Annotated in this window: 25 protein-coding genes; 12 read left to right on the forward strand and 13 right to left on the reverse strand. The window is 34.2% G+C overall.

All coding sequences use genetic code 11. The annotated features are described in order from the left end of the window. The first annotated feature begins 240 nt into the window (after nt 1–240). From CF599_RS04610 to CF599_RS04640, 6 genes are all read left to right on the forward strand, one after another. A complete protein-coding gene (locus tag CF599_RS04610) occupies nt 241–1,506 on the forward strand; it encodes a hypothetical protein (RefSeq protein WP_121964874.1) in 1,266 nt (421 codons plus the stop codon). Between the two features lie 390 nt (nt 1,507–1,896). After that, nucleotides 1,897–2,415: a hypothetical protein gene (locus CF599_RS04620; protein WP_121964875.1), complete on the forward strand. Its 519-nt coding sequence runs from the start codon at nt 1,897–1,899 to the stop codon at nt 2,413–2,415. A 2-nt stretch (nt 2,416–2,417) separates the two neighbouring features. Continuing rightward, nucleotides 2,418–2,882, forward strand: coding sequence for a transcriptional regulator (locus tag CF599_RS04625; RefSeq protein WP_121964986.1), 465 nt, complete (start codon nt 2,418–2,420; stop codon nt 2,880–2,882). Between the two features lie 266 nt (nt 2,883–3,148). Continuing rightward, a complete protein-coding gene (locus CF599_RS04630; RefSeq protein WP_121964876.1) occupies nt 3,149–3,379 on the forward strand; it encodes a hypothetical protein in 231 nt (76 codons plus the stop codon). Continuing rightward, a complete protein-coding gene (yidD, locus tag CF599_RS04635; RefSeq protein ID WP_121964877.1) occupies nt 3,379–3,657 on the forward strand; it encodes a membrane protein insertion efficiency factor YidD in 279 nt (92 codons plus the stop codon). The genes CF599_RS04630 and yidD overlap by 1 nt, the downstream gene beginning before the upstream one ends. A 62-nt stretch (nt 3,658–3,719) precedes the next feature. After that, nucleotides 3,720–4,700, forward strand: coding sequence for a hypothetical protein (locus CF599_RS04640; protein ID WP_121964878.1), 981 nt, complete (start codon nt 3,720–3,722; stop codon nt 4,698–4,700). Between the two features lie 84 nt (nt 4,701–4,784). Here CF599_RS04640 and CF599_RS04645 read toward each other — a convergent pair whose 3' ends face one another. Genes CF599_RS04645 through CF599_RS04655 form a run of 3 tightly spaced genes read right to left on the reverse strand, consistent with a single transcriptional unit; the run spans nt 4,785 to nt 8,780 of the window. Then, the gene (locus tag CF599_RS04645; RefSeq protein ID WP_121964879.1) at nt 4,785–6,380 is read right to left on the reverse strand and encodes a beta-carotene 15,15'-monooxygenase; all 1,596 of its coding nucleotides are present in this window, start codon (nt 6,378–6,380) and stop codon (nt 4,785–4,787) included. Continuing rightward, a complete protein-coding gene (locus CF599_RS04650; RefSeq protein WP_121964880.1) occupies nt 6,370–7,443 on the reverse strand; it encodes an HlyD family secretion protein in 1,074 nt (357 codons plus the stop codon). The genes CF599_RS04645 and CF599_RS04650 overlap by 11 nt, the downstream gene beginning before the upstream one ends. Further along, on the reverse strand, nt 7,443–8,780 hold the full coding sequence (locus CF599_RS04655) for a TolC family protein (RefSeq protein ID WP_121964881.1): 1,338 nt from the start codon (nt 8,778–8,780) through the stop codon (nt 7,443–7,445). Before CF599_RS04655 ends, CF599_RS04650 begins: the two co-directional genes overlap by 1 nt. A gap of 128 nt (nt 8,781–8,908) precedes the next feature. Between CF599_RS04655 and CF599_RS04660 the strand changes: the two genes are divergently transcribed. Both CF599_RS04660 and CF599_RS04665 read left to right on the forward strand, forming a co-directional pair. Next, nucleotides 8,909–9,697, forward strand: coding sequence for an AraC family transcriptional regulator (locus CF599_RS04660; RefSeq protein WP_121964882.1), 789 nt, complete (start codon nt 8,909–8,911; stop codon nt 9,695–9,697). Between the two features lie 40 nt (nt 9,698–9,737). Beyond that, entirely contained in the window at nt 9,738–10,469 is a 732-nt protein-coding gene (locus tag CF599_RS04665) for a YARHG domain-containing protein (protein ID WP_121964883.1), read from the forward strand. 76 nt (nt 10,470–10,545) lie between these two features. Here the strand turns inward: CF599_RS04665 and CF599_RS04670 are convergent, their stop codons facing one another. Next, nucleotides 10,546–11,469 (reverse strand): hypothetical protein, encoded by a 924-nt coding sequence (locus tag CF599_RS04670; protein ID WP_121964884.1) that lies wholly within the window; start codon nt 11,467–11,469, stop codon nt 10,546–10,548. 262 nt (nt 11,470–11,731) lie between these two features. Between CF599_RS04670 and CF599_RS04675 the strand changes: the two genes are divergently transcribed. The 4 genes from CF599_RS04675 (at nt 11,732) to CF599_RS04690 (ending at nt 14,912) form a co-directional block, all read left to right on the forward strand. Then, a complete protein-coding gene (locus CF599_RS04675) occupies nt 11,732–11,980 on the forward strand; it encodes a hypothetical protein (protein ID WP_121964885.1) in 249 nt (82 codons plus the stop codon). Nucleotides 11,981–12,013: 33 nt separating this feature from the next. Continuing rightward, a complete protein-coding gene (locus CF599_RS04680; protein WP_121964886.1) occupies nt 12,014–13,753 on the forward strand; it encodes a tetratricopeptide repeat-containing sensor histidine kinase in 1,740 nt (579 codons plus the stop codon). Continuing rightward, nucleotides 13,746–14,417 carry a response regulator transcription factor gene (locus tag CF599_RS04685; protein ID WP_121964887.1) on the forward strand — a complete coding sequence of 224 codons (672 nt, stop codon included), beginning with the start codon at nt 13,746–13,748 and terminating at the stop codon, nt 14,415–14,417. Before CF599_RS04680 ends, CF599_RS04685 begins: the two co-directional genes overlap by 8 nt. A gap of 156 nt (nt 14,418–14,573) precedes the next feature. Beyond that, entirely contained in the window at nt 14,574–14,912 is a 339-nt protein-coding gene (locus tag CF599_RS04690) for a hypothetical protein (RefSeq protein WP_121964888.1), read from the forward strand. 34 nt (nt 14,913–14,946) lie between these two features. Here CF599_RS04690 and clpX read toward each other — a convergent pair whose 3' ends face one another. The 9 genes from clpX to CF599_RS04740 all read right to left on the reverse strand — a co-directional run bounded on the left by clpX (nt 14,947) and on the right by CF599_RS04740 (nt 25,563). Beyond that, complete coding sequence (clpX, locus tag CF599_RS04695) at nt 14,947–16,188, reverse strand: ATP-dependent Clp protease ATP-binding subunit ClpX (RefSeq protein WP_121964889.1); 1,242 nt, start codon at nt 16,186–16,188, stop codon at nt 14,947–14,949. 3 nt (nt 16,189–16,191) lie between these two features. Further along, entirely contained in the window at nt 16,192–16,851 is a 660-nt protein-coding gene (clpP, locus tag CF599_RS04700; RefSeq protein WP_121964890.1) for an ATP-dependent Clp endopeptidase proteolytic subunit ClpP, read from the reverse strand. 92 nt (nt 16,852–16,943) lie between these two features. Then, complete coding sequence (gene tig, locus CF599_RS04705; protein ID WP_121964891.1) at nt 16,944–18,266, reverse strand: trigger factor; 1,323 nt, start codon at nt 18,264–18,266, stop codon at nt 16,944–16,946. A gap of 96 nt (nt 18,267–18,362) precedes the next feature. Then, nucleotides 18,363–18,719: a phage holin family protein gene (locus tag CF599_RS04710; protein WP_121964892.1), complete on the reverse strand. Its 357-nt coding sequence runs from the start codon at nt 18,717–18,719 to the stop codon at nt 18,363–18,365. Between the two features lie 32 nt (nt 18,720–18,751). After that, a complete protein-coding gene (locus tag CF599_RS04715; RefSeq protein WP_121964893.1) occupies nt 18,752–20,374 on the reverse strand; it encodes a hypothetical protein in 1,623 nt (540 codons plus the stop codon). An 18-nt stretch (nt 20,375–20,392) separates the two neighbouring features. Next, the gene (locus CF599_RS04720; RefSeq protein WP_121964894.1) at nt 20,393–21,646 is read right to left on the reverse strand and encodes an OmpP1/FadL family transporter; all 1,254 of its coding nucleotides are present in this window, start codon (nt 21,644–21,646) and stop codon (nt 20,393–20,395) included. A 1,156-nt stretch (nt 21,647–22,802) separates the two neighbouring features. Further along, nucleotides 22,803–23,582, reverse strand: coding sequence for a glutamate racemase (gene murI / locus CF599_RS04730; RefSeq protein ID WP_121964895.1), 780 nt, complete (start codon nt 23,580–23,582; stop codon nt 22,803–22,805). Nucleotides 23,583–23,650: 68 nt separating this feature from the next. Further along, nucleotides 23,651–24,166 carry an OmpH family outer membrane protein gene (locus CF599_RS04735; protein ID WP_121964896.1) on the reverse strand — a complete coding sequence of 172 codons (516 nt, stop codon included), beginning with the start codon at nt 24,164–24,166 and terminating at the stop codon, nt 23,651–23,653. 44 nt (nt 24,167–24,210) lie between these two features. Next, complete coding sequence (locus CF599_RS04740; protein WP_121964897.1) at nt 24,211–25,563, reverse strand: OmpH family outer membrane protein; 1,353 nt, start codon at nt 25,561–25,563, stop codon at nt 24,211–24,213.

Raw genomic sequence — 25,563 nt, forward strand, 5'->3', positions numbered from 1 at the left:
TCTACTAAAAACTCAGGTAAAATCATTTTTATAAACTCAATATAGTTTTCCACGTTTATTATTTATCATTACAAAGATCTGTAGTTTTTAATTCACACACAACTTTTGAGATTGATCCACTATTTTCACTCGAAAATAATTATAAATCATTCAAATTCAGTTAATTTAACAGTATTCATAACACGTGAACTAAATTAAATTCTTATTTTACTATAACCTCAAATAGTAATACTTAAGATTATGAGAATTAATACATTTAATGACCTCGTTTGGGCTATTCAAAATGGACAAACGGAAATTGAAATTAGTAGAAGTATCATTTGTAACTACAGTATCTTATTACCTGAAGGAGTAAAGATAACTGGTAAGCCACAAGAAAACAACGAACTACCCTTACTCTCCTTTCAGCATTCTGATGGAATAGGCGTAAGTGCTAACAATAGCATTAAAAACCTTAATATAGATGTTCCTGTTGATCAAAAGGCTATTTTTAATACGATTGTTCAAAAAGATCTTGGAACATTTACCTTTGAAAACTTATTCATCAAAGGTCAACTTTCTATCATTACTAGATTAGGAGTTGAAAAAGCAAATATTGTAATTGACAATGTTGATATTCATTCTGCAGATACTAGACATTATTTAGAGCAACCACAAAAGTACGGTTGTAATGTGCTACAGGGAGCTTTGACGATCTACAATATCAGTGCAAATGCCAATAGTCTGATATCTGTCGCTGTAAACAATTTAAGTATTGGAAGAAAGAATGCTCCTGTATCAGGCTCTGGTATTTTCATCTCAGGATTTGGTGATGAAGGAGGAAAAACACTTATCTCAAAATTACATACAAAAGCAGTTTACTCTAATGGTAAAATTCCTTTGGGTGTAGCAGATTATATTACTGCAGGAGTATTTGTTTTATATGGTGCTCACGCTACTGAAGTCATTACTGATGGAGAGATTATAACTTATGGTGTCAACGATATGGTTTTGGACGTTTGGGGAAGTGTAGATGATTGGACAAGTAATGCTCCTGTAATTTCGTATGGACCTAGTGGAGTTGGTTTTGTGAATTTTGGTATTGTAAAAACCTTTACACTAAATGCTCCTTTACAAACTTATGGTTTAGGTGCAAGAGGATATAATCAATATGATGGAACAGTAAATAATATTTCATTTCAATCTATTGAGACATTTGGCGATGGCTCTGTAGCTATACAAATTAGCAAAAAAATAGGTACGCTTACGATTAATAAAAATATCACCACCTATGGTTCGGTTGGTAGTTCTTTAGTAAAAGGAGTTTATGTAGATCTACCTGCCTATGCTTTAAGTATAAAAGATGGAGGGTTAGCAACGGCTATTACAGTAAAAGGAGATATTATAACTTATGGAGATAATGTAGTTTCTTACATTGTTGAAAAAGGAGGTAATCCGGGTGTACTGACTGTAGGTGGTAAAATAACTGCAAATGGGAAAAATTCTCAAATAGAAAAAATACAGTAACTATTCTCAATATTAAAAAATAATAGACAAGTTATATCGCTTATTACAAGCTTAAACCCAGATTACGCATTAGCCAAATACTGCAAAGCAATTCTACTTCATAGTTCTTTCATTAGCTCTAAAACCATACTATAGTATGCTTGTATCACTAATTCAGACCTACCTTGTATAATTACTTTTCGTTTATATGTCTATCGCGTAATCTGGGTTAAAACAACATATACTTCTTTAAGTACAAATAATCCTAAGTTAACGCTTAGGATTATTTTTTGGGGTAAACTCAAAAGCTCTGATCTCAACATTAGCACTAACAATCAATAATTTATACTTTTAAAATTATACATATTGTATAATTTTATTTATATTTGTATAACACAACATAGTCCAAGTATGAATGTAAAGATTTTAAAAATCGATAAAGAAGTTTTAATAGATGCTAAAATACTAGATTCAAAACTTGTAAAAATGAGCCTACCTTCTATAAATGAAGGATGGAGGTTTAACTTTAATAAACACACAAAGAGAAAAGGCTTTGAAACCTATATTTTAGTATCAGCAGAAAGCTTAAACACAATAGAGGGCTGCCTAACTTTTGAAATGAAAAAGAAAGTAGAACCTTATATGGCCTATATAGAACTTGCTCCACACAATAAAGGTACAAAAAGAAAACACTCTGATATTGCAGGTTGTCTTATTGCTTTTGCTTGTAGATTAAGTTTCTTAAAAGGAGAAGATCATTATAAAGGCTATCTTGCATTTGATGTCTTGGAAGAAAATAAAGAAAACGAAGTTAGGTTAATGACAGTCTATTCTAATAAATATAAAGCTTTAAGAATAGGTAATTCAACAACTATGATTATACCTCCTGAGGGTGGACAAAAGCTAATTGAAGAATTTTTAAATAGATGATTATGAAAGCTAAAGAAATTCAGGTTACAGAGATTTGGAATGACAATAAAAAAGCAAATATAAAGGAAGCTATATTAGCTCACGCAAAGACACAATCCAAAGAACAAATATTGACAAATAAGTTACTTGCTATACAATACAGATTAGAAGATTACATAGAGAGTGATACTAACTTAGAAGTTTTAAAGATTCTTGATTTTGTAAAAATGTACTTAGAAGTACTTAACCTAACAAAAAAAGAACTTGCTACTTGTTTTGAAATGCAAGACAGTAATCTACATAAGTATCTAAATGGTGAGCGAAAACTAAATGCTACATTGGTTTTAAAACTAAGTGCATTCTTTCACACACCTCCAGAGCTATGGTATAGAATTGAAGTAAAAAACGAACTGATTGAACTCAATAAAGAAAAAGAAAATATAGCTTCTTACCAAAAGTACGACTACCGTAATTTAGTGGAGATGTAATCTATATACAGAGTTAATCTCACTTCAAATAGAAATAATCCTAAGTTAACGCTTAGGATTATTTTTTGGAGTGAACTCAAAAGCTCTCATCCTCTCTACTTTATTTATCTATTTCTAAAAAGATTATTGCGTTTACGGTTTTCCGTATTCTGAATATCAAAAAGTTATATATGTTTGTCATCAACCAAATATAGTATTCTACAATCACATTGATTTACTGAATACATACCAACTAAATAATAAAACAATTTAAACACTTAAAGATTATGAAATACAAAGTAGTACCCTTCGTTGCATCTATTGATTCTAAAAATGGAACATCAGATCATGCTGCAAATCAATTAGAAACATTAATTAACCATTATGCATCAGATGGATGGGCATATGTGAGACTAGAAAGTGTCACTACATATGTTGGTGCAGATAATGGATGTTTTGGATTTGGTGGTAAGCCAGGCTATACTACAACGAGACAAATGATTGTATTTGCAAAATAATGAAATACCTCCTACTGTTGGTGATTAAGACATATTGGTTCTTAATACCACCTAACAAGAGAAGAAAGTGTATTTTTAAAAAGAGCTGTTCAAATGCTGTATTTGACGACACTATTAGTTTTGGCTTTTATAAAGGAATACAAACATTGTTATTTCGCATCAGAAATTGCAATAATCATTTTGATATAGTAACAGATACTCATTCAAATGAAAAGAAGATGTACCTAAAAAGTGGAACTGTAATTTCAGAAACAGAAATAGCTGAGCGGTTATTGTAGGTTGTTTACATTAACTATTAGACACTCAAATAATAATTAGAAGTATAAGTAAATTAATCAAAATGGCAACAATCAATGGTTTTATCCGATCATACGGAGCAGCAGTAAAAAGAGCAGAAAGAGAACAACAAAGAAAAACAAGAGAAGCTGCTAAAAAATTTAAAGCACAACAGAAACAGATTGAATTCAAAAATGTAGCACTAGCTGTAAAAGAATGGAACGAATACATTACAATCATAAAGTCACTTCATATAGACGCTAGTGAGAAAATTAATTGGCAAACCATCAAATATACTTCAAGACCAATTGAACCAAACTACTCTAACAATAATGAAATTCAAGCGCAGCAAAAACTAAACAACTACAAACCGAGTATGTTTGATAAATTACTTGGTTCTACAAAACGTAAAATAACAAAACTAGAGAATCAAATTCTACTAGCAAAAAGCAAAGACAATACATTCTATCAAAATCTCTTAAAAGAATATGAGGCCAATCTAAACGAATGGAATGAATTACAAAAAATGTCTATCGGAATTGAGAAAAAAAGCACACAAACTTATTTAGATGTCATAAAATACTTTGAACCCTTTACTGAGATTTCAGAATTAGGTTCTCAAATACGCTTCTCATTTGAACAAAATCATATTGAAATAGATATATGCACAAATAGTATAGATATTATTCCTACCTATGAACTTAAACAAACTACAACAGGAAAGCTTTCAAAAAAAAATATGTCTAAGACTAACTTCTACGAGCTTTACCAAGATCATATCTGTAGTGTTGTTCTAAGAATAAGCAGAGAAATATTTGCTCATTTACCTGTTGATTTTACAATAGTAAATGCTTTATCAGAAATGGTAGACCCTCAATCAGGACATTTGGAAAAAAAAGTAATTCTATCAGTAAAAGTTATGCCTGAAACAATTGAAAAGCTAAATCTATTGACGATTGATCCATCTGATAGTATGAAAAACTTTATTCACAATATGAATTTTAAAAAAACACAAGGTTTTCAAGCTGTTGAGAGGATACAATAAATAATAACTTCAAACGGGATTTATCACTAAAAAAAGCAGCAGAGTAAAGGACTACCCTGCTGCTAAAGAAAGAAAATATAAAAACTAAAAAGGCGATACGGTTCTTGATTTTAAGTAAACCCACGTTTTACTTAAATAGGGAGTGAAGATCACTAAGATGACGATCACTAATAATAGCCAACTCAGTATCTCGAAGTAGTCCATCGCGTACCTCAGCTCTATTTGTTTACCGAGGTCAGATAATAACATCTTCTCACTGGCTTTCTCCGCTGGCGTGTGTAATAATCCCCTGCTCTGTAGCTTTGCGGCATTCTGAGCGAGCTTACCTTGTAAGATAGGGTTAGACCAATTTAGGTAATCTGCAAAGCGATTTAAGTGTTGCTTAGAGCTATATAGATTATAATAATTCATAATCGCGATACTACACGTATATCCGAAATAGCGCACTCCTAAACACACTGCCGCAGCAGATGCTCCAAGAGATACAGGTACAGATGCCACACAGTAGATAATAGTAGGTACCATCAGTAGGCCTACGCCTATCCCCTGACAAAACAACAAGGCGTAGTAGTCATCCGGATTAGCGGTAGGTGCAAACTGCATATACATTCCGATGTGAAATAAGAACAAACAGATAAAGCCCAAACTCCATATAAAGCGAATAGGGCGACGTTTGATCAGCCACACACACGCAATGATTACGCCTAAGACAAGTCCTATTAGATTAAACACATTAAGGTAAGAGAGGTGTCTTGGGTCTAAACGAAGTGAGTTAACAAAATGTACATTCGTAATCCCTGAGGCAAAACGACAAATATAAAGAATGAATAGTAGGAACAATCCTATCTTAAAGTTGCGGTACTTCCATACGTGCCAATTGATATAAGGTCGCTTCAAGTGTTTCTGACGCCATATAAATACAGCAAGTGTAACCAATATCCCTAAGCCTGCTAATCGGATATCTCTATCTTCAAACCAATAATACTGTTGCCCATAAATAGTGATATAACCAAACAGCACTACCGCTACAGAAAACAACACAAAGCTCTCCCAATCTAAGCTATACAACGGCAACTTGCGATTTAGACGGACGAAGCGCATCGTCAGCATAATGAGTATTAACCCTGGTATAAAAGAGAACGAGGCTACTTTATACAAAAAAGAATAGTCATACTGATCTACTAAATCTGAAGTAATCAATTGGTTAAACGGGGTAGCACAGATTAAGATTCCATAGAAACAAGAGAAACTAATCTCTCGTGCTTTTGAACTCTCTAGGCGGGCATATAGTGTCGAAATAGACAGATTAACGGTACTGGCAAACAACATCCCTTGCAAAAAACGAATAGGAAATACAATACAGAGAGCCTGCACATTATACAAGACAATACACCCTATGATTTGCAATACATTAAAGATAATAAAGTATTCTTTCGTCGCTAAGAATGTAAAGAAACGACGTTCTAAACTATAGAACGCCACAAAGCCTGCATAGAGTAGCGATACGGAAAACTGTATATCTCGTGGATCACATCCAAAGTACCCTGCCGCTGCTGTAGCATTAGCAGCAGGCAGGAAAAAAAGGACGATACTCGGCATTAAAAGTACAAAAAGAATGACGTGTATCATCCACTCTGGAATCCAATCAACGAATAACTGAGAGGTTTCGTTATTTTGCATTAGTTTGTTTTTTAGCGATAAAGGCATTGACGTTCATCCCTGCTTTTAATAACTCTTCTGATTCGGTAGGAGAGGTAATCTCTATACGAACTGGGATACGCTGTACGATCTTCACAAAGTTACCCGTGGCATTATCCGGTGGCAAAAGAGAGAAGCTTGATCCTGTAGCCGGTGCGATAGAAATAACCTTACCTATAAACTTGGTATCAGGATACGCATCTACCACTACATCTACTTCATTACCCACATGAATATTGCGAATTTGTGTTTCTTTAAAGTTGGCAATAATCCACTTAGGTGTTTCATCATTTACGATATACGTCAGCACTTGTCCTACCGAAATCATTTGTCCCAAGTCAATACTGCGTTTCCCCATTCTCCCGCGATACGGAGCAGTAATTACAGTATAACCTACATTGAGGTTCTTGTATTTTTCTAATTCTTGTAGTCGTGCTATTTCTTTTGCTACTACATTTTTTTGAGCTTCAAGATCTGCTATACCTGCTGTGGCAGCTCTCGCATTCTCTACACTACTCTTATAATCACTCTGTCCTATGTTTAGTTGAGCTTGTTTCTCTTCTAACATTTGCGCTGTAGCCGCATCAGCCTCATATAATTTCTTATATCTGTTGTAATCTAACTCTTGCTGGCGATACTTAGATTCACGCCCTTGTATTTGACTTTTGGCAGCCGCTGCAGATTGAGACAGCGTATATTGACGTGCTTCAAGCTCTTTGACCTGTGCATATTGCTTTGCGATTTCAGCAGAAGTAGCCGCTTGATCATAGGTATATTCTCTATTGTCTACGACTAATAGGGTATCCCCTTTATTCACGATTTGGTTTTCTTCAAAACGCACTTCTGTCAAATACCCACCTACACGAGAGATAACAGGGTTAATATACTCTTGCACCTGAGCATCATTGGTTTGTTCATATTTCCAATAAATCCATAGTGTGCGAATTCCCCAAATACTTCCAACAAAAATAATAAGTAAGGCAAGATAGCGCGTAATACGTGTGATTAGGCGGTCAGTAATTTTGATACGAGTTTTAATATCCATTATAATAAGCCTTTAGCGAATTGAAGAGTATAGTATTTATATATGTTGTCTAATTTGGCAGCTTCTAATTCGAACTGCGTTTGCAAGTGTTGTACATCTGCATCCAATAAATCGGTGAGTAGCGATATCTTATTGAAATATGTACTTTTAATAATCCGTGTGTTCTCAGCTGCCTGTGTCTTATTCTTAGTACAAACTTCTATCTGCACGAATGACTCTTGATAGCGCAAATAAGCCTGTTGAACCTCTTGTTTTATCTGGTCTTGCACATTTTTATGTTGTAGTTCTTCTTTCTCGTATTCTAAAGCACGACTGCGAACTTTGTGTACATTGTGATAGAGGTTAGAGATCGGGAAAGACACTTGTACCCCAATCGTTCCTAAGCTATACCAACTCGGATTATAGGGATAAAGAAATATCTGCGGGTTCGCCATCGTGAAGTTTCCGATTAATCCGATACTCGGCTTGGTATTCGCTTTTACCTTTTTCTGTTCTATTTCACTTAATGCCAAATCTTCTTCTGACAACAGATGCTTAAACCCGTGCTCTAAAGCGATGTCTAATGATGTTTCATAAGGCTCTACTGTAGTCATATCCTCAAAAGAATCCTGTGTTTGAATAAAATCGGTATCCTTATACCCCATAAGCAGGACAAGCTTCTGGTTCTCAATCAGCATATCATTGTTAATTTGTACCAAGGTCATTTCTCTTTTCGAAATCTCCATTGTAGCACGTAGCACATCACTCTTAAGCACGACACCGTTCTTATACAGATGTTCTATTTCTGCCAACTGCTCCTTGTGATCTGCAATATCAGAAGTGATGACTTTCTTAAACTTAGCCAATCTCGCTAATGCCAAATAACTTCTAATCGCTTCAAGGCGTACCTCTGACTTCGTCATATTCGCTGTAATACTTGCCTTGTTCTCAAGTGTCTTGCGTTCTTCTATTTCAAGGTTCTGACGATTACCACTATACAGGTTCAGATACATTGATACTCCTGTATTATAAAGAGTATGGATAACATCGTGTTGCTCAGGCTTATTAAATAACCCATCGGTATAGACAGGGATATTACTTGCCTTCTCAGCACGCCCAAAAGCATTAAACACAGGGTATCTCCCTATCTCAGCATCTCGTGTATTCTCTCGTCGAATCTCTTGCTCTTTATTTTGAATCAATCCCCTTTTACTATTCAAGTCTGTCTGTTGCCAAACTTCATTAAGTGTTATAGACAGTGTATCCATCTGTGAAATAGAAGGTGATACACGCTGGCAATAACCTGATGTAATACAGCTGGCGAGTACAGCTAAGAGGTGGAGTTTTCCCGGTTTCATAAGTGGTTCTTAAAATCGCACAAAAGTAGAGCGAGTACGTTATACCTTGTACTTCTTAAATAGTCAACTTTTTATCCAAAACAGACAAAATCATTGTACTTTTGCTTACCCAATAATCTGTACTTATAATGAGAATCATTGATTCGTTAGAATTTATCGACAGTAATGAAGACGGTGTCTTTATCACACATGAAAAATCTACCAAGCGATATCCCCTACACCAACACCAAAAAGGACAACTTACCTATGTAGAGGGAGGTATTACGTATGTCACTATAGATAGTGTCACCTATGTCGTACCTGCTAAATATTTCTTTTGGATCCCAAAAGGAGTGCCTCATATACTGAGGTTGAGCCACTCAGCGACAGTCTTGCATTCGCTGTATTACTACACACACGATGATGATAAAGATCCCTTTTATACTAAATTAGGTATCTATGGAGCATCAGATCTATTGATAGAGATGATTGGGTATACTGCCTGTTGGCACGATCAGATGGTAGATCATAATACTCCTAATTTCGTATTTCTACAAGCATTAAAGAATATCTTACCTACGTTTATAGATAAGAATATGCAATTACAATTGCCGTTTAGTGATAATCCGCGTATGATCAAGATTACGGATTACTTAGATGTACACTTCGGACTGCCATTAACCTTAACGGATATAAGCAGTAAGTTTAATATGAGTGAGCGTTCTGTATCACGGTTATTTCAGGCAGAGTTACAAATCTCCTTCTTGCAATATTTAAAAACACTACGCATCGTGAAAGCAATAGAGCTACTGATGAAAACGGAACGCTCAGTAAGCGAAATAGCAAATGCGGTAGGCTATGTGACGTTAGGGTCTTTTAGCAATACCTTTTATGAATTTACAGGTATGCGTCCCTTAGAAATGAGGAGGAATAGGTAAGTATATTTTACTTACTTTTATTCTCTTAAATATCAATGCTATGAATTTAAAAAACCCATTTAAACAACTGCTAATAGGGTGTTGTACAGTTGTATTCACATTAACCTCAACAGGGATACACGCTCAATCCAAGAAATATACAGAGAAAGAGTTAACAACAATGTCTGTAGAGGAACTTGCCTTACTGCGCAATGAAGTATTAGCTCGAAAAGGCTATGTGTTCTCTAACAGCATCTACTCAAGCTACTTTGAAATGCAGAAGTGGTACAATCCTGCCAAATCAAATAGCACAATCATATTAGATGCTAATGAAAATGCTCAGGTCGATTTAATCAAAAAGATAGAGAACCAAAAGAAAGCAATGCGTACTAAAGCTATTAGTGATCTGAAAGAAATAAAGAAAGCGGTGAATGCTAATAATAAAGCATTGTTTGACAAATATGTTTTTGACAAGGAAAATAGAGATGCTAACCTAATGGATAGCTTTAAAACTATACTGAACACTTGTAATCTAGATGGAATTAATTGGACTAAAAACCAAGGTTTATACAAAGTAACAATCGATAACGGAGATGCTGTTTCGGTAATCTATATTAAATTCAGCAATACACAAGTTATTTTATCTGAAGGGCGTATAGAACATAGTGAGATATTTGGAGACTTTAGCGATGGTTATTCTTCTTATGAATCAGAAAGTGAATATACACAATGGTTTTACTTCAACATCACAGAGCAAGGACTGAAATTTGTCAAATGGGATATGGCAGGATAACGAATACCCATCAGAATAATCGGAATCTATATAAAAAGAGGTTAGACAGTACTATTACTATCTAACCTCTTTTTGATTACTTACATTTAGGATAAATATATTTATTTAAATGATACTGAGTAATCGCTTTTAAAGGTTTACCAAGTGTAGGATGTACTCCTGTGCCTGGGCTACTAAAATATTCATGTCGGTTATCTCCTATTTTAGCAAACCACACTTGTGGTTTATTCTTTTTAAAGAAGACCGTATTACAGTCAACAGTGATTTGTTTAAAGTTATCTACTACGCTTTTATCATACGGTACAGGTTCACTATTTGTACCTGCGAAACTCTGTATAGTGGCTTCTCCACAGTCATAAGCAACATATTTATCATCCTCCCACTTCATACATTTATCAGTAGATAACGTATTACTAACTACTGCTCCTCCACCTACCATTAAGACTATGCTAGCTACTATCGCTAATAGTCTATTCTTAGATTTCTTCTTTTCTGGTGTAGCTATAGGTGTTGTGGTTTCTTTAAAAGGCTGAACTGGAGGTACTCTAATCTTTTCACTTACTATCTCTTCTTTTTCTTCAACAATAGTAGAATCCACATGCTCTTCCTGCACATCAACTACATCTAAAGTACTTCTTCTAAACTTGCCGTAAGGGCGGAGTTCATAATCATACATTAAAGCGACAATTTCTAGTACAGCATGGTTCTTAGATGTATCAGTCTTTTTGCCTAGAAAGCTCTGAATAGGTTTAAACCACCCTAATTCAAATCTATTAATACTCTTAACAATATCATTTAACTCAGTGCTATCACCTCTAAAAAAATCTTTAAGAACTATTTTATCGTCAGGAGATAAATCTTCTTTACACAGTCCAAGACAATAATTTCTCAATTGTGCAGGTGATGGAGATAACAGAACTGTGTACTGAGGTAAATCTTGAACTTTATTAATATGTTGTTTTAAACTATCTGTATAGTCATTAATCGTTAGTATGGTCATAATTACAATTCAATGTAAAACGGAATTATCAGAATCATCGGAATCATCAGAATTACAACACATTAACCTTATCAAGTCGGCATTCCTTTGTCCTGTCGAAAATCAGATATGTGTTGTGATGTTTCAAAAGTACGAAACATTTATATGGGTTGCTTACTCGTGAGATTAAAATAACAAGGAAGCCATTTTATGTCACGACGAGCAGCTCGCTTCCCTCAACATCTATTACTGCCTTTCGCATCTAACATAATACATAAATAAGATGAAAAAATCAGTACAAGTAGCTATGCTATTAGGCGTAATCACATTATCAATGGTAAGCTGTGATAAAGATGACAACCAACTTCAGATAAAGAAAGAAGTTAAGGCGAATGGGGTAGATGACGAAGAGGAAAAAAATGATCTAGGTAATACTCCTATTAAACCACCTAAATATACCAAAAACATTACTGAAGAAATGGAAAAAAATGATCTAGGCAATACTCCTATTAAACCACCTAAAATTCAATAGTTAGATATTAAATAAAAACACTAAATTCGAAGAATGAAAAGACACCTACACACTTTTTGTTCTTCGAATTTTCTCTTGGCAACACTTTTACTGTTATCTATTTGTTCTTGTCAAACAAAACCAAATAATTCTACTGATAAAAAAGAATCAGAACTAGCTTATAATTATCAATACAAAGCAGATAGCTTATACAATATAAATAATTTAGACAGGGCTTTTAGCTCTTTCCTACAGTCTAATTTTTACTTTAAAAACATTCAGAAAACAGAAAGTATTACTTACAATAATCTTCGTATTGCAACAATTTATTTAACAATTGGGGATCCGAATAGTGCACAGGAACTTATCACGAAAGAACTAGATAATATTGTTGATATGGATAATTCTTTTAAAGTTTACCTATATAATTCATTAGCTAACTGTTACGCAGAATTACAAGATTATTCAGAGGCTATTACCTTTTATAATTATGCCATCAATAAATCAAGTACAGAAATAGAAATAGCAATAATAAATAATAATATAGCTACAAACAACATCAATCATAAAGAATATTCTAAAGCAATTGTTATACTCAAAGACATAACTTCTTCTAATGTATTTAAAGACTTAAAAGAAGAACAAGCAAGAAGTTTAAACAACTTAGGTAAAGCACTCTATTTACAAGATAAAACACAGGGATTACAAGAACTTAAAGAAGCCTTGGCTATAAGATTAGATAATGTCAATCAAGATGATATCTATAGAAGTTATATTAATCTAGCTGAATACTATACTTTAAACAAAGATTATAAATCCGCACACGACTATGCGCTAAAAGCATATCAAACTTCAAAAGACTTCAAAAGCAAAAAAGATAAACTTACAGCTTTAGAATACTTAATCAAATCAAGTATTACTAATCCAACCCAATACTACGCTGATTACATCGAATTATCAAAACAAATCGCTACAGAAACACAGCAAGCGAAGAATCAATTCGCTAAGATTCGTTATGACTTCGAACAACACGAAAAAGAAAACATAAAACTAAAGCTTGATCTACAACATAGTGAATTAATGGTCACTAGACGTAATAATGCATTACTAGTTACCTTTATATCACTTCTTTTAGGTGCAGTGGTTATCTCTTTTATCTACAGAAAGATCAAGTATAAACACCGCCTTGATAAAATACAGCAGGCTTACCTTACCGAAACAAAGATTGCTAAGAAGATACACGATGAGTTAGCTAATGATGTTTTTAATACACTGACGTATACCCAAAACTTCACGTTAGATACGCCCGAGACTAGAAGCCGCCTAGTGGAAGACTTAGAAAGTATCTATAAAAAGGCAAGGAATATATCACTGCAACATAGCTCTATCGCTACTGATGGAACGTTCTCTACTCACTTAACGAACTTGTTTAATGAGTATAATACTCCTGACTGTCAAATTATAATCACTGGACTAGAGAAGTTTGATTTTAGTCATCTAGACAAGAATCAGAAGATCACAATCTATAGAGTGATACAAGAGCTGTTAGTAAATATGAAAAAACACAGTATGGCGACTATTGTGGTATTTAAATTCAGTGAAGAGAATAATTATTTTAAAATATTTTACTCTGATAACGGCGTAGGAATCATACAGGAGAAGATTAAGTCTAAAAATGGACTGCTAAATGTGGAAAACCGTATTACAAATATTGGAGGAACATTTATATTTGATCACAAGAACCAATTAGGTGTGAAATACAATATCCAATTACCAAAGAAGAACTATGTTTAAAAAGATATTAGTAGTTGAAGATTATGACAGTATCAATGATGGTATCGTTAAAGCTTTATCTGAAAATACGCAAGCAGAGACATACAGTACAAAGTATTGTGACGACGCTTGGCTAAAAATACAAAGTGCTGAAAAGAATGGCGCTCCGTTTGATTTAATTATCTCTGATCTTTCTTTCGTAGAAGATTACAGAGAGACTAAGCTAAAAGGAGGTGCCGACCTGATTAAATTAGTACGTGATCACAATACGGACATTAAGATTATCGTGTACTCTATAGAGATTAGATATATTGAAGTTACTGACTTAATCGATCACTTAAAAGTAAATGCTTACATCAGTAAAGGTAGAAATAGTATAAAGGAATTACTCTCTGCTATCACTTATATTAGTGAGGAAGGAAATCTTCCTTATCTATCTCCTGATATTAAAGAAGTAAAGGACAATCCTTCAGCGCACATCTTACACGATGAGGATTTACTTATACTAAGGTATCTCTCTGAGGGGCTATCACAGAGTGATATAAGTATCAAACTTAAGGAAGATGATCTAAATATATCAAGCACGAGTAGTATAGAGAAGAGAATAAGTAAGCTTAGAGCTTCATTTAATGCGAAGAATACGACTCATCTAATCAGCATTGCAAAAGATATGGGAATCATCTAATACCTTATATCTTCAAGCCTGCCATAATAAGAATGAATTGCTAGTACATAGCAGTCAATAAATATTTTGACATAAAAATGCACTAAATGAGGTTTTCCGTAAAACACTATCAGTAATAGCTTATAACTTTGTCCTATTATTCGTTATAAATTATTTATGCAGAAGTATATTTACGTATTGGTAACTGTTGTTTTCACACTATTTTCTGGTTGCAATCAAGGGCAACACGCATCTACTGAAAAAACAAAAGAAGACAAGGAGTATCTGGTCGAAATAGACTCTCTTTTATCTACTTATGACACGCACGCTACCGCATATAGAGATTTATATATAAAGGCGCTCTACGGCGATAAAACAGCCCTTAAATCATATTCTGATTTAATGTTAGAGGTTAACGCTTTAGACAACAAATTAGAATATCTAATTAGTCAAAAGAAAATAGCATCCAATCAACTCAAAAAATATATGAACTTGAAAAAGAAGTTTATGCAATAAAAAAGAGGCTGTCCCACAAGACAGCCTCTTTTCTTTATGATGCAACTTCTAATCGTTGCAGTAAATTCTTATTTAATGCGTGAACTGTATAGTCTCTATCCACATTAAGTTCTTTTATTTCATCTTGGCTAGGTAGTTCATACATAGCATCAGTTAAAATAGCTTCACATAATGATCTTAATCCACGTGCACCAAGTCTATACTCAAGAGCTTTATCTACAATGTAGTCTAAAGCTTCATCTGTAATCGTAAACTTAATACCATCCATCTCAAACAATTTTTCGTATTGTTTAATCAAGGCATTCTTAGGTTCTGTCAAGATAGCACGTAAAGTAACTTTGTCTAACGGATCCATGTGCGTTAATACAGGTAGCCTTCCTATAATCTCAGGGATTAACCCGAAATCTTTAATATCTTTAGGAATGATGTACTGCATTAGGTTAGTACGATCTACTAATTCACCCTCTACTGTAGACTTATATCCTACAGCTTGCATATTTAAACGCTTAGAGATGATTCTCTCGATACCATCAAACGCTCCACCTGCCACAAAAAGAATGTTCTTTGTATTCACCTCAATAAACTTCTGATCTGGGTGCTTTCTTCCTCCCTTAGGTGGAACATTCACTACACTTCCTTCAAGTAATTTTAATAACGCCTGTTGAACACCTTCACCAGATACATCACGTGTTATAGATGGATTATCACTCTTACGAGCGATCTTATCTATCTCATCAATAAAGATAATTCCTCTCTCTGCTTTCTCTACATCATAATCAGCAGCCTGTAATAACTTTGTCAAAATACCTTCTACATCTTCCCCTACATATCCTGCTTCTGTTAACACAGTTGCATCTACGATAGCTAAAGGCACATTAAGCATTCTAGCAATAGTCTTAGCCACTAAAGTCTTACCAGTACCTGTCTGTCCGACCATAATGATATTACTCTTCTCTATCTCGATATCTTGCTCACCATCATTCATCTCTTGTAAAAGACGTTTATAGTGATTATATACAGCTACAGACATCACCTTTTTAGTTTGATCTTGTCCAATAACGTATTGATCTAAGAAATCACGGATCTCCATTGGTTTCTTAAGCAATAAATCACTAGATATATCTCCTAACTGTTTTGATTCTTCTTCCTCTAGCACGATCCCATATGCTTGTTCCACACATCGGTCACAAATATGAGCATCTATACCTGCTATAAGAATATTAGTATCAGATTTAGCACGTCCACAGAATGAACATGACATTTCTTCTTTAGCCATAAATTATTTTCTAATTAAAACCTCATCAATCATTCCATACTCCTTAGCTTCCTGAGCGATCATCCAGTAATCACGGTCACTATCATGGTGTACTTTCTCCATCGATTGTCCAGAATGTTTAGAAATGATTTCATATAACTCTGTTTTTAACTTCATTATTTCACGAGCAGTAATCTCGATATCTGAAGCCTGTCCTTGAGCACCTCCTAGTGGTTGGTGGATCATCACACGAGAGTGAGGTAAAGCAGAACGCTTACCTTCAGCTCCAGCACATAATAACACAGCTCCCATAGAAGCAGCCATACCTGTACAGATAGTTGCTACATCAGGTTTGATTAATTGCATTGTGTCATAGATACCTAATCCAGCATAAACACCTCCACCAGGAGAGTTCACATAAATACTGATATCTTTTTCGTTATCAACACTCTCTAAGAATAACAGCTGCGCTTGAATAATGTTAGCCACATAATCATCGATAGCTGTACCCATAAAGATAATTCTATCCATCATCAGACGTGAGAATACATCCATAGATGCTACATTCATCTGTCTTTCTTCTATAATATAAGGTGTCATGCTACTTACGATTTTATCGTAGTACATGCTATTTATCCCTTGGTGCTTAGTAGCAAACTTTTGAAACTCTTTACCGAAATCCATATTCTTCTTCAATTTATTTAATATTCAATAAAAAAATGAGCGCCTTTCTTGTGACAGAAAGACGCTCAAATATACTTATTTTTTTCCGGATATTATTCTCCGTACATTTCCTTAACGAAATCTTTGTAAGAAACTTCTTTTACTTCAGCTTTTACTTTTTCATTGAATAAAGCTAAAACTTTTTCGTTCATTACTTGCTCAGAAATACGTCTTACCTCATCTTGGTTAGTCATTACTCTAGCTACGATATCTTCTACTACTTTAGCTTCAGGTTCTAATTGACCGAATTGAGCCATTTGATCCTTGATTAATTTAGTAGTGTATTCTTTAATTTCAGCGAAGTCTAATTGTAAGTCAAATTGAGACATTACTTTTCCTTCTACTAATTGGTAACGTAAACCTTTTTCAGATTTAGCATACTCAGCAGCAGCCTCTTCAGCTGTCATTGGAGTTTCACCAGCATCCATTAACCATTTAGTTAAGAAAGCAGCAGGCAATTCGAAAGTAGCGCTTTCTAATAAATGCTCATAAACATCGTTTAAGAACTTTTGATCAGCTTGGCTTGTGAATTGTTTTTCAGCATCCTCTTTGATTTTTTCTTTTAATTGCTCTACAGATGTTACAACACCTTCTCCGAACAATTTGTCAAATAACTCTTGGTTTAATTCAGCTTTCTCAGTTTCATTGATTTCATTGATAGTAAATACTACATCAACTTCTAATCCGTGAACTTTATCGTGTCCTATAGCTAAAACTTCCATTAATTTATGGTCATCTTCAAATAGACCTTTAGTACTTACAGTAACTTGGTCTCCTACTTTCTTACCAATAAATTTCTTTTGGTTAGTTTTAGTTCTGATATCGCTTACAGCGATTTTAACTTCATTGTTAATTCCCTCTTCTTCGTTAGTAAAAGTACCTACCATTTCTGATGTTTCTTCTACTACCTCTTTAGAGATCATTTTTCCGTATTGTTTTTGGATAAACTCAACTTGCTCATCTAGCATAGCGTCATCAGCTACAACTTTGAACTTCTTGATATTGTTTTTACCTTCTAAGTCTAAAGTAAACTCAGGAGCTAATCCTAATTCAAAATCAAATTTTAATACATCAGCATCCCAGTCAATATCATTAGCAACTGGTAATGGATTTCCTAAAATATCTAATTTCTCTTCTGTAAGGTAGCTACCTAATTTCTCTTGTAAAATTTTGTTTACTTCTTCGAACAATACAGCTTTACCATATTGTTTAACGATTAAACTCATTGGAACTGCACCTTTTCTAAATCCTGGAACGCTTGCGTTCTTTTTGTAGTTAGATAAAACGTTATCTACATTTCCTTGGAAATCTTCTTTAGCAAGCTCGATAGTTACGATTGCATTAAGAGCATCTACGTTATTTCTTGTGATATTCATTTTTGATGTATTTACATATAAAATTGGGTTGCAAAAATATATTATTTTTACAACCCAAACAACTTTTTAAGTAATTGTATTTCAACTATTAATTTTTTATCCTCTTCTTGGCTCATCTTTTTGCAAAAAGCCATTTACGATAGATTGACAAAATGTCAACACTATGCTAAACAACATCGCATACCAGAATCCATTTACTACGAATCCATCTACAAAATAAGCTCCTAATTGTATAATACAAGCATTGATGACTAGTAAAAACAATCCCATTGTCAAAATAGTCGCAGGTAATGTTAATAATACTAATACCGGTTTTAAAAACATATTTAAAAGCCCTAATGCTACTGCTACCCATAATCCAGTAGTGTAATTATCTACATGTACACCTGGCAAAATGTTAGCTAATAATACAACTAGTACTGTTGTAATCAATAATCTTACAATAAATCCCATATCTAATTTTTTCTATAAAATTAAACAGTTTTTTATTTATTACCAACCACTAATTCAGGTCCTGGATAAACAGCTGGGTTAACTAGTGGAATACTAGCTTTATAGTGCTTATTAATTGTTCTTAAAATCTCTGAAGCAATAAACGCATATCCTCTCGCATTTAAGTGAACACCATCTAATGAGAACATCACTGTATTTAAGTTACCCATTCCTTTAAAGTAATCTGCAGTATAGATCTGGCCATCTTCTACTCTTAATCCAGCCACAGCTTTGTTTAAGATATCATTCATATCTGCCACCGCTAGACCTTTACTAGCAGCAGTTGCTTTGATAATAGCATTAAACTGTACAGTCGCCTCTTTAATATTAGCTTGCTCTACAGGATTAAGTACAAAGGCATCACTCATAGGGAATGACACTCCTATTTTCAACATACCATCCATTGCTGGGTTACCTGTTGATTGAGGTAATGCAGCTCCTATTTTTGCTCTACTTGTTAATAACATCAAATCTTTAGCAGTAGCATGTCTTGCTTGCCCATAAGAGATAGCTATAAACTTAATTTGCTCTGGTGATAACTTAATAGGAAATAAACCTGCACCAACCGCTTGAGTTAATCCACCTTCTAATAAAGCTGACATATCTACTAATGTCTTGTCTTGAATTAAAAGAGGGGTAGCTGAAGTTTTAGAAATCAACTGAAGTCTATCTCCTTGTCCTCCTTTAGCTAAGATTTGTTTTAACATTCCTATTAACCCATTTAACTGATCAATATTTGCTTCTCCGATAAGTGTAGGAGATAACGGATTATAAGGAACAGTAGTAAAGAACGGAATAGCAGTAACATCAGGTATCGTAGCTACTACACCTTTTGCTCCTTGAGAAGTCAGAGTTGCAGTAATTCCTTCATATACTTGTTTAAACACTCCTGCGTGAGTGATATCGTTAGAACCATATTGCTTAGGATCTAATCCTCCTAATTTATTTTGATCTTTCCCTTCCCCACCAGAAGTAGCATAAGCTAATACGTCATTAGCTCCTATCCAGTTAGTAAAGAATGTAGGCTTAAGACTCATCGCATCCCCTAATACAGTAGCGTTCTCATCCGTAGCTGTACGTACGAAATAAGGGTTAGCTGTACCATTTGATAATCCAGCTAAACTACCATAACCAGAAGCAATTAAATGGAAAGTCTTCGCTCCAGGCACACCAGCATTGTGGTATGCTTTTTTCTGTTGTTTAGTAGCCTCTATTGTTACAGGTTTATTAAGATTCTGCGGTCCTAATGGATTTCCATCAGCTCCTGGCATCATATTAACAATCATTCTACTTGGAAATCCAATATTAGGTTGCCCTGCAAATAATAGTCCCCCGACATTATTAATATCATCTTCATAAGATGGCTGAGTAAATTCCCCTCCTCCTACTATTTTAAACTGACCTGCTAATATATTAGGAAAAGAATTCTTCTGACCAGATCTATAAACTGTTCCGTCCATAAATCCAGAAGTAAGTGAGTTACCTACTGCCACATATGAACTAAAGTCAGCCTCACCTGCACTATATGTACCAGAGTCTATCTCATCTTTTATAGATGGTTCACATGAAGCTAATAAAGCTACAGCTGGTAATAGTAATAAATATCTTTTTTTCATGATTTCTCTTTAATTAAATTAAAAACTATAGCTTACTCCTATACCTCCGCTTGTCACAGCAGATTTATATGTTCCTCCGAAAGACACATTATGCCCATCTTCCATATAATAGTCATAACTACTGTTAGTATCACTAAAGTGTAGGTAACTAAATGACAAGTCGATTCCTATACCGTTCTTAAATTTATAACTAAGTCCCCCTGTATACGCACGTGAGTCATTACGTGGAGTTTCAGGTGCGAAATATCCTTTTTGTACTGGACTCTCATCATAATACCATCCTGCTCTCAAAGTTAATTGCTCATTCATAGTATACTGCAATCCAAAACGATAAGTACTAGAGTCTTTATAATTACGTGGATTCTTAGATGTACCAATAGCTGTATTACCAACAAATTCTATATCTAATGATTTATATGCAGTCCAGAAAGATCTATTGTAATCAAATGCAAATAACCATTTTTTCCAAGTATAAGAAGCACCTACTGTTAACTCAGCTGGTAAAGGCATTTCTGCTTTGATTTTTCCATCCTTAAATATCCCTTGTCCGAAACCTGGTACATCATGGAACTTAGATTTACCATCTGTTTCGTCCATTATGATTTTAGAACGATAGTTAAGTCCTAATCTTAAGTGATCATCTACATTAACTAAATATCCTGCTGTCCATCCCCAAGCCGTTACATTCTTAGCTTCTACCGTTACATTCGTTCTGTTCCCTTGCTCATCAGTCATACTACGAGACAAGTTCTTATTAAACGTTACTCCTCCATTAACGAAGATAGGTCCCCCTCCAAAACTGAAGTGTTTACTAACTTTAATTGCAATAGTAGGTTGAAAATAAATAGCTTTTAAATCAATATTATTAACTAAATGAGAACCTTGCCAGTCTTTATCCCATTCCACTTTACTTCCGTAAGGTGAATATACAGCTAGACCAACTGTCATCCAATCTGTAGCCTTATAAGTTCCATAAAGGTAAAAAGGTGTACCTGGATTACGAGTTTCATTTTCCCATCCATAAGTTTTATTTTGGAACTTCGTATCAGCTACTAAATAACTAACACCTCCAGCAAAGTTAAACCTATCCTCCGAATAAACAGATGCAGCAGGATTGAAGAATATCGATTCCGCACCATTGCCTATGACTGCTACTCCTGTATGTCCCATTGCAAGTTGTTTGTTCCCTTGCATTGCAACTCTATACCCCCCAGCGAAAGCTGATGTCGATATCAAAGTAAGTAGAGACAGTGATAATATTTTTCTTATCATAATTAACTGTTGTTTATAATTCGTTTATTTCAAATATATACAGTTCTACGAGTTTTACAAATATTTAAGTCTAATTTTAACATACAGATTCTTACTTTTTAATTATTATTAAAATAAAAAGCAAATAAACCTAATTTCGCCCTTTAGAATTAACTAAAACAAACAATTATGCATGCATACATTAACACCGCATACTCTTATATTCTAAAACAAAAATTATATTATTGCTAATTCATTGATAATCCACACTAACTACTCTTATTTTAGAGTATACTAATCCTGATTTATTCACTTCAAAACTTATTTCAACTATTATGCTAGCATAAGTTGACCTATTGATCCTTTGTTTTTTTGAGACCAAACTCTTTCTTAATTTAATAACAAACTACTGTCTCATTCCTAAAACCCATTTCACTTAGGTTATTTCACACATCTATATCTTATCAAGAAAACTCTCCAATTACATCAATAACTTTATTTTTACTTTTTTTTAATTAACCCACTATATTGACCATAAAAATCAATATTAGTACTCCATTAACCTTCTTTTTTCTGCAATTCCCCTTGCGATTAAGCCTTTATGGAGTCCTAATCTAATTTTTTATTCATTTTTTTAAAACCAAAAAACACATAATCAACTAAAAACATGACAGTTAACAAAAAACAGTCAATTTTATAACAAAGCTACAACACCCTTTTAAGTCAATGAAATAGGGGTTTCATAGCTAATTCTAGGACAATACTAGGACAATGGTAGGACTATAACTGGGCAAATAGACATTTTGCCCAAGAATTCACCTCTTATACTTCCGCTATTCATCTCTAACGTCTCCTTTAACCCAAAATCCGCATTAGCCAAATACTACAAAGCAATTCTACTTTATAGCTCTTTCATTAGCTCTAAAACCATACTATAGTATGCTTATATCACTAATTCAGACCTATCTTGTATAATTACTTTTCGTTTATATGTCTATCGCGTATTTCGGGTTTAACCTAAAAAAAGATTTCGATACAAAACGAAAGCACTGAGTAGATTATAATACAATCTTGCTTAACAATCTTGCTTAACAATCTCTTATACAACTCTACTAAATAACAAGAGGGTGATGAACTATGTTCATCACCCTCTTGTTATTTTAAATATCTTTATTTCTTAGAAATCTCTGTATTCTACAATTCCTGATTCAGGAGTAAATGTTTTTAATATTTCTATATCTGTATTACTAAAAAAATAATTTGCACCTGCACTTGTGTTAGTGGTCAGGAGGTCTAATTTCTCTAATACCTCTTTAGTATGTTTAGCTACTGCTTTTCCTGAATCAATAATCTTAATATCAGCAGGAATAATTGTTTCTATTATAGGCGTTAAATAGGGATAATGTGTACACCCTAAAACTAGGGTATCAATTCCTTGATCTACCATTGGTAATAAATAGGAAGTTAACAATGCTTTCATTTCATCAGAATGTAATCTTCCTGTTTCAATAAGAGTGACTAGATCGTAGCCTATTTGCTCGATGATTTGAGTTTCAGGGTACAACTTTACTTTAGAAGCAAAGAAATCACTCGTAATCGTTCCTTTAGTTGCTAGAATACCTATCTTCGAAGTCTTCGATAATATAGTAGCTGGTTTAATAGCAGGTTCTATACCTATTATAGGAATAGAATATTTCTCTCGCATTTCTTCGATTGCATTAGTTGTTGCTGTATTACATGCAACAACAACAATCTTACAACCTAGTGAAAGTAGATAGTCAATGTTCTTAAACGAAAGATCCACAATTTCTTGCTTAGATTTTATTCCGTATGGTGCATAACGTTGATCACCTATAAAAATAGTATCTTCATTAGGCATCAAAAGATTAATTTCTTGCCAAATAGTTGTTCCTCCGATGCCAGAGTCAAATAAACCTATAGGATTGTTCTTAGTCATATACAAATATAAAAAAACCACTCTGTAATAGAGTGGTTTTGATTATGTTTATTTGTCTTTAACTAAAATTAGTTAACTCCTAATTCTTTTTTTACATCTACTAAGATGTTAGTTCCATTAGCTAATAAAACACCTGAACCAGTAGAAGAATCTAATACATACTCATATCCTTTAGCTTTTCCAACTTTTTGAATAGCAGCTAAAGCTTTCTCTAAGATTGGTTGAGTTAACTCAACTTCTTTCTTTTGAAGTTCTTGTTGAGCTGTATTTTGAAACTCTTGAATTCTTTGTTGTAATTGGTCAATTTCTTTTGCTCTTTCTTCGTTTTTAGCATCACCAGCTGTAGCAGCTTCACCTTGATACTTTTGAATTTTAGTTTGGTACTCAGACATCATAGTTGAGAAGTTTTTCTCATATCCTTCACCGATTTTCTTTAATTCAGCTTGAGCATTTTTCATTGCTGGTAATTCAGCCATTAAAGCTCTTGCGTCAACGTGTGCTACTTTAGATTGAGCCATTACAGCAGTAGTACTAACTCCAAAAAACAATGCAGCTGCCATTAATAAAGATTTCATTTTTCTCATCTTTCTCGATTTTTGATTTATTTACTTTATATTTTATTGTTATTCTATTTTTTGCTTGCCTCCTCGGCTTGTTTTCTTGCTTCTGCTTGTCTCTTAAGAATTAACTCCTTACGATCGTCTTGTTCTTTCTGAGCTCTCTGACGTCTTTCTTCGTCTTTACGCACAGCCTCGTCGATCATTTCTTGTCTGCGTTTAAGAGCATCTTCACGTTTGCGTTTTTGCTCTTCATCGCGCTTCTCTTGAGCTAATCTGCGCTCTTCACGAAGTTTTTCAATATCTATGGACGGTTTTTTAGAATCTTGATCTAACGCATTTTGCTTTCTGCGTTCCATCTCTTCTTTTAACAGTCGCTCACGTTCAGCCTTAATTCTATCTGCTTCACTTTTTTGAGCCTCCATAGCTTGTACTTTCTCCTTCTTGATTTGCTCACGACGCTCAGCAGTCTCCTGACGTTTCTGTTCAGCTTCCTCTTCACGTTGCTTAATAAGTTCCTTTTGTGCAGCTACCTTTTCACTGATATCATTACTTTGAGTCCCTACTTTTTGTTGAGATGAAGCCTCTAATTGACGTTGCTTGATTAATTCATTACGAGCATCTATTTTATCCTGTCTTTGTTGTTTAAGAATATTCGCTTTTTCTAATTGCTCCTTAATCCTTTCTTCCCTCTGACGGATAGCATCTTGCTCTCTTTGATAATTCACATCATTCGCTCGCTCATCATTTAGCTTCTTCTGCTCAATCTTCATTAAGCGCTCAGCTTCTTCTTTTCTACGTTGCTGCTCTTCACGTCTACTTTGTCTTAATGACATTGCATCTTCTTTCTCTTCCTCTTCTTCTACAGCCTTAGCTTCAGATCTAGTCATTCCCTGCTTACGACGTGCAGTAGCAAGTCTACGTAAAACTAAGTCGCTAATATCGTGTTTTTTTGTAGCAATTACCATAGTAGCCTCAGAATTTTTATCTAACACGTAGTCAAACTTTCGAGCCTCAGCTATATCTTCTACTACAGCGAACACCTGATCTTGAATCGGCTTAGCTAACATGATCTTTTGAGTAATCAAATCACCTGATGTCCCAAATCGCTTTTGTTGATATTGAAAAAGTTCATCTTCTAATATAGATATCTCCTCTTCTTTCTCATCTATAAGCTCTCTAGTTAACAAGATTCGTTCTGCTGCTAAGTTTTCTTTTAACTTCTTAATCTCAGCTTTCTTCTTATCTACATCGCCTTTCCACGCACCTGCTCTCTCATCTAATTGACCAGTAGCTTCTAAATACTCAGGAGTTTGACTTAGGATATACTCCATATCAATGTAGGCTACACGAGCACTACCCCCTTGAGCAAAAGAACTTATTATACCAAAAAAACTAAAAAATACAGCTAAATACGTTTTCAT

The sequence above is a fragment of the Myroides sp. N17-2 genome (assembly GCF_002286775.1).
Taxonomy (GTDB): Bacteria; Bacteroidota; Bacteroidia; order Flavobacteriales; family Flavobacteriaceae; genus Flavobacterium.